This window comes from Bauldia sp., assembly GCF_020442045.1.
Taxonomy (GTDB): Bacteria; Pseudomonadota; Alphaproteobacteria; order Rhizobiales; family Kaistiaceae; genus Bauldia.
The window spans coordinates 1-4,846 of the sequence record NZ_JAGRLA010000003.1 but is presented as its reverse complement, the minus strand read 5'-3'; the positions used below and the strand labels follow the sequence as shown (position 1 = coordinate 4,846).

Annotated in this window: 6 protein-coding genes; all 6 read left to right on the top strand. The window is 67.1% G+C overall.

From position 1 onward, the window contains the following. Positions 1-97 precede the first annotated feature (97 nt). The 6 genes from KDJ86_RS00510 (at position 98) to KDJ86_RS00485 (ending at position 4,675) form a co-directional block, all read left to right on the top strand. Entirely contained in the window at positions 98-1,048 is a 951-nt protein-coding gene (locus tag KDJ86_RS00510) for an ArdC family protein (protein ID WP_291741474.1), read from the top strand. A gap of 160 nt (positions 1,049-1,208) precedes the next feature. After that, positions 1,209-3,350, top strand: a complete 2,142-nt coding sequence (locus tag KDJ86_RS00505) for a ParB/RepB/Spo0J family partition protein (protein ID WP_291741472.1) — start codon at positions 1,209-1,211, stop codon at positions 3,348-3,350. 60 nt (positions 3,351-3,410) lie between these two features. Then, complete coding sequence (locus KDJ86_RS00500; protein WP_291741469.1) at positions 3,411-3,632, top strand: hypothetical protein; 222 nt, start codon at positions 3,411-3,413, stop codon at positions 3,630-3,632. A gap of 73 nt (positions 3,633-3,705) precedes the next feature. Next, entirely contained in the window at positions 3,706-4,122 is a 417-nt protein-coding gene (locus KDJ86_RS00495) for a hypothetical protein (RefSeq protein WP_039244332.1), read from the top strand. Beyond that, on the top strand, positions 4,119-4,382 hold the full coding sequence (locus KDJ86_RS00490; protein WP_291741466.1) for a DUF6117 family protein: 264 nt from the start codon (positions 4,119-4,121) through the stop codon (positions 4,380-4,382). Before KDJ86_RS00495 ends, KDJ86_RS00490 begins: the two co-directional genes overlap by 4 nt. Then, positions 4,379-4,675: a hypothetical protein gene (locus KDJ86_RS00485; protein ID WP_039244329.1), complete on the top strand. Its 297-nt coding sequence runs from the start codon at positions 4,379-4,381 to the stop codon at positions 4,673-4,675. Before KDJ86_RS00490 ends, KDJ86_RS00485 begins: the two co-directional genes overlap by 4 nt. Positions 4,676-4,846 lie beyond the last annotated feature (171 nt).

The window sequence follows — 4,846 nt, the reverse complement described above, 5'->3', positions numbered from 1 at the left end:
CCCCGCAACGCCCCCGAGAGTGAGAGTGCGGACGGGTTTTCCGTGACGGGTTGAGGGCTGGAGAAGAGGTTTCCGGCGCCCGTCGCGGAGAACCGCGATGTTCAAGAACGACCGCAACAGGCGTGCCGGCTCCGACCGGACGAGCCTTTACGACGACATCACCAGCAAGATCATCACCGAGCTGGAGGCGGGCCGCTTCCCCTGGGTCCAGCCCTGGGGCACCGCCACGGCCAAGGCGCCGCTCGCCATGCCGAGGAACGCCGCAACCGGACGTCACTATTCGGGGATCAATGTGCTGATCCTCTGGGGCGCCGTGATCCAGCACGGCTTCCCCGGCCAGAGCTGGCTCACCTTCCGCCAGGCCCTGTCGCTTGGCGGCAATGTCCGCCGCGGCGAACACGGCACCACCGTCGTCTATGCCGACCGTTTCACCCCGGACGACGAAAAGCGCCGCGCCCGCGAGACCGGCGAGGAAGCCGCCGCGATCCCGTTCCTCAAACGCTTCACGGTGTTCAACGCATCGCAATGCGACGGGCTGCCGGACGATGTCGCCATTGTGGCCCCGCCGCCTCCGCCCGGCCTCATCGAACCGCAGGTCGAGGCGCTGATCCGGGCGACGGGCATCGACTTTCGCATCGGCGGCGATCGCGCCTTCTATGTCCCTGGGCTCGACTATGTGCAGGTGCCGCCGCCCCAGGCGTATTTCGAGCCGATCAACTGGCACCGCACGGCCCTGCACGAGATGGGGCATGCCACGGGCCATCCCTCACGCCTGAACCGCGATTTCTCAGGTTCTTTCGGCTCGAAGAAATACGCCTTCGAGGAGCTGGTCGCGGAGATCAACGCCGCTTTCTGCTGCGCCTCGCTCGGCATCACGCCCACTGTCCGCCATGCTGACTATATCGGCTCCTGGCTCGAGGTGCTGCGCGAGGATAATCGCGCCATCGTCCGCGCCGCCTCCCAAGCGAGCAAAGCAGCCGACTGGCTGCTCGGTCATCTGCCGGGCGCCGATGTCGGCGTCTCCGACGACGAACGGGAGGCGGCGTGATGATCCTGAAAACCGGAAAGGCGGAGACGCGGGTTTGCGGCTTCACGCCTTTCCGCCCGGCCGGCGCTGTCCTCTTAAGAGTGAGAGGGCGGCGCTTCGCTTCGTGACGGGTTGGAGGTCGAGAGAGAGTCTCCCGGCCGCCCGTCGCGGAGTCATGAACATGGCCACTGCCGTTCAGAAGATCACCCTGTCGTCGGCGCGCGACATTCCCTTCAACAAGCTGGTGCTGAGCCAGTCCAACGTCCGGCGCGTCAAGGCCGGCGTCTCGACCGAGGAGCTGGCCGAGTCCATCGCCCGGCGCGGGCTCATCCAGTCCCTGCATGTCCGCCCGGTCCTCGATGCCGACGGCGCCGAGACCGGCATGTTCGAGGTGCCCGCCGGCGGCCGCCGCTATCGCGCGCTCGAATTGCTGATGAAGCAGAAGCGCCTCGGCAAGACCGCCCCGGTGCCCTGCGTGGTCGGCGACGCCCACAGCGGCGTCCTGATCGATGAGGTCTCGCTGGTCGAGAACATGGAACGCGCGCCGCTCCATCCGCTCGATCAGTTCCGCGCTTTCCAGGCCATGCGCGACAAGGGCATGACCGAGGAGGCCATCGCCGCCGCCTTCTTCATCGACGTCAATGTCGTGAAGCAGCGCCTGCGCCTCGTCTCCGTCTCGCCCGCGCTGCTGGCGATCTATGCCGACGACGGCATGAAGCTGGAACAGCTCATGGCCTTCACCGTCAGTTCTGACCATGGCCGCCAGGAACAGGTCTGGGAGGCCATCAAGGACGGCTGGCAGAAGGAACCCTACCACATCCGCCGAATGCTGACCGAGACCACGGTGCGCGCCGCCGACAAGCGGGCGGTCTTCGTGGGCGTCGAAGCCTATGAGGCGGCCGGCGGCATCGTGCTGCGCGACCTGTTCGAATCCGACGATGGCGGCTGGCTTCAGGATGCCGGGTTGCTCGACCGCCTGGTGGCCGAGAAGCTGAAGATCGTCGCCGACGAGATCGCGGGCGAAGGCTGGAAATGGGTCGAGGCCGCGCTCAGCTTTCCCTACGGCCACGAACGCGGGCTTCGGGAGCTTGTCGGCGCCACGGTCGATCTGACCGAGGAGGAACGCGCAACCCGCGAGGCGCTGCGTAACGAGTATGACCGGCTCGAGGCCGAATATGCCGAGGCCGACGAGCTGCCCGACGAGATCGACGCGCGCCTCGGCGAGATCGAGCAGGCGCTCGAAGCCTTCGAGCAGCGCCCGGCGATCTACGATCCGGCCGACATCGCCATCGCTGGCGTCTTCGTCAGCGTCGACTCGGACGGCTCGCTGTCGGTGGATCGCGGCTATGTCCGTCCCGAGGACGAGCGTCCGGTCGATGCCGAAGGAGACGACACGCCCGAGGTCGACGGCGGCGACGGCCCCGTGGCTACGCCTGCCGTGCAACGCGCCGTCATCACCATCGGCGGCCAGCCCGCGGAGCCGGAGGACGACGAGGAGGACGGCGTCAAGCCGCTGCCCGAGCGTCTCGTGATCGAACTGACCGCGCATCGCACCCTCGCTCTGCGCAACGCGGTCGCCGAGCATCCCGACGTCGCCATGACCCTGCTGCTGCACAAACTGGTCAGCGACACCTTCCGGCACACCGCGCCGACCGGCTGCCTCGAAGCCAACGTCCGCCACATCTTCTTCTCCGCCCAATCGGAGGAACTGAAGGACAGCGCACAGGCGAGCGAGATCGCCGAGCGGCACGGGCGCTGGGGCGATCACGTTCCCGCCGACGATCAGGCGCTGTGGGATTGGTTGAGCCACCTCGACGATGGCACACGCCTCGATCTGCTCGCCCATTGCGTCAGCTTCGGCGTGAACGCCCTGTTCGAGCGGCCGAACCCTTACGGATCAGGCGTCAGCCAGCATGGGCTGGACGTCCGCCTGGCGCAGGCCGACCGGCTGGCGCGCGCCACCGGCCTGGACATGGTGGCGGCGGGCTGGAAACCGACCGTCGGCAACTATCTCGGCCGCGTCACCAAGCCCCGCATCCTCGAAGCCGTGCGTGAGGGTGCGGGCCAACGGGCAGCAGGGCTCATCGACCATCTGAAGAAGGGCGACATGGCCAAGGAGGCCGAGCGCCTGTTGGCCGACACCGGCTGGCTGCCCGAGCCGCTGCGCCTGGTCGACCCTGATGATGGGCAGGCCATCGAACCTGGTGCGGAGGCAGACGCCGGAGACGACGCCGCCTTGCCGGATTTCCTCAGCGAGGACGGCGACGACGAGGAAACCGACGAGATCGAGGACGAAGACGCCCTGACGATCGCGGCCGAATGACCCTCACGGCGGGGAATTGGCCTGCGGTCGCTTCCCCGCATCTTCGCAAGGAGACCCTCCATGATTGAACCCGACCTGTCCGCCACGCGCCGCGTCGTCTTTCAGTATCTCGTGCCCGTTCACGTCGAGGTCGAAGATGGCCTCGTCGTTTGCGTCACCGTCATCGACGAGACGCCGGTGCGCGATCCAACCCTGGTCGAAGGCGATGCCGGCTATCTGCCGCAAGCCGTCGCCGCCTCAGATGACGGTCAGCCCTGGCCGTCCTGGCGGTTCGGCTACTGACCCGCCTTCGATCACGCCTCAACCCCACTCAGCCCGGCCGTCGCGCCGGGCTTTCTCGCTTCAGGAGCCTGTCATGGCCGACTATTTCACCCACTTCTCGTGCCTGCTCGACGTCGGCACACCCGAGAACGCCGCCCGCGCGCTCGACCTCTACAACACGCTGTCCAGGGAAGGCGCGTCGGACGAACCGCCCTCGGAGGGCTTCCTTCTCTCGATCGAACCGCAATACGGCGGCAGCGAACTGTGGATGCGCGACGACGTGACCGGCGATCCCGAGCGCCTCATCCGGTTCGTGCAGCGCTGCGCCGCCGAGTTCGGGCTCACCGGCAAATGGGGTTTCCAATACGCCAGCACCTGCTCGAAGCCCCGGCTCGACGGCTTCGGCGGCGGCGCCCATGTCCTCGATCTCACCACCGGCGAGACCGTGGACTGGATCTACACCGATGGCTGGCTCGCCCAGACCGTCTTCGGCGAGGGAGGTCCGCTATGAGCATTCCCTCCTATGCCAGGACGAACTTCCAGACCCTGCTCCGCGCGGCCGGTGACGGCAATCTCGCCCTCATGGAATGCCTCGACGCGGCAACGGGCAACCCGCGTTACGTCATCTGCGCCGTAGGGCGGGACGATAGCGATTACGTCTTCACGCCCTTCGGCCATCTCGCCGAGGGCAATCCCTACGACACCTATCTGCCGCCCGATCCCGACAATCCCGAAGGCTTCGTGCGCCCAGAACCGGAAGAGGCGCCATGACCGGCATCGACGCCATCTTCGCGGCAGATCGTGAGCATCCGCCGCACGAACGGTCCCTGCCCTGGTCAGAAACCAGGGACGGCATCACCGTCGTCATCGAGCCCAGGCCGCATTGGGCCAACGACATGCGGGCCTTCCGATCCGAGACCTACGAATATTGCGCCTATGCCGATTGGGCCGCGAACGGCGCGCGCGCCAGGTTCTTCGGCCACGTCGACACCTGCGGCGATGACCTGATCCGCAAGGCCCGCGCACTGGTCGCCGGCGAGATCGCGGACGGACACTGGAACTGACCCGCGAAAAAGCGCCCCACCTCACGGTCGGGCGCTTTTTCCATGTCGGCGTCCCGAGAGTGAGAGGGCGGCCGGGACGGGTTTGAGCCGGTGCGGTCGAGAGAGAGCGCCGCGCAGGCTCGTCCGTTCCCGCTCTCCTTAAGGTTCCCACCATGACCATGATTTCCGCAT

Bases quoted from the DNA above. Each gene is read 5' to 3' on its own strand.
- KDJ86_RS00485 (WP_039244329.1), top strand. From the start codon at position 4,379: ATGACCGGCATCGACGCCATCTTCGCGGCAGATCGTGAGCATCCGCCG.
- KDJ86_RS00510 (WP_291741474.1), top strand. From the start codon at position 98: ATGTTCAAGAACGACCGCAACAGGCGTGCCGGCTCCGACCGGACGAGC.
- KDJ86_RS00490 (WP_291741466.1), top strand. From the start codon at position 4,119: ATGAGCATTCCCTCCTATGCCAGGACGAACTTCCAGACCCTGCTCCGC.
- KDJ86_RS00495 (WP_039244332.1), top strand. From the start codon at position 3,706: ATGGCCGACTATTTCACCCACTTCTCGTGCCTGCTCGACGTCGGCACA.
- KDJ86_RS00505 (WP_291741472.1), top strand. From the start codon at position 1,209: ATGGCCACTGCCGTTCAGAAGATCACCCTGTCGTCGGCGCGCGACATT.
- KDJ86_RS00500 (WP_291741469.1), top strand. From the start codon at position 3,411: ATGATTGAACCCGACCTGTCCGCCACGCGCCGCGTCGTCTTTCAGTAT.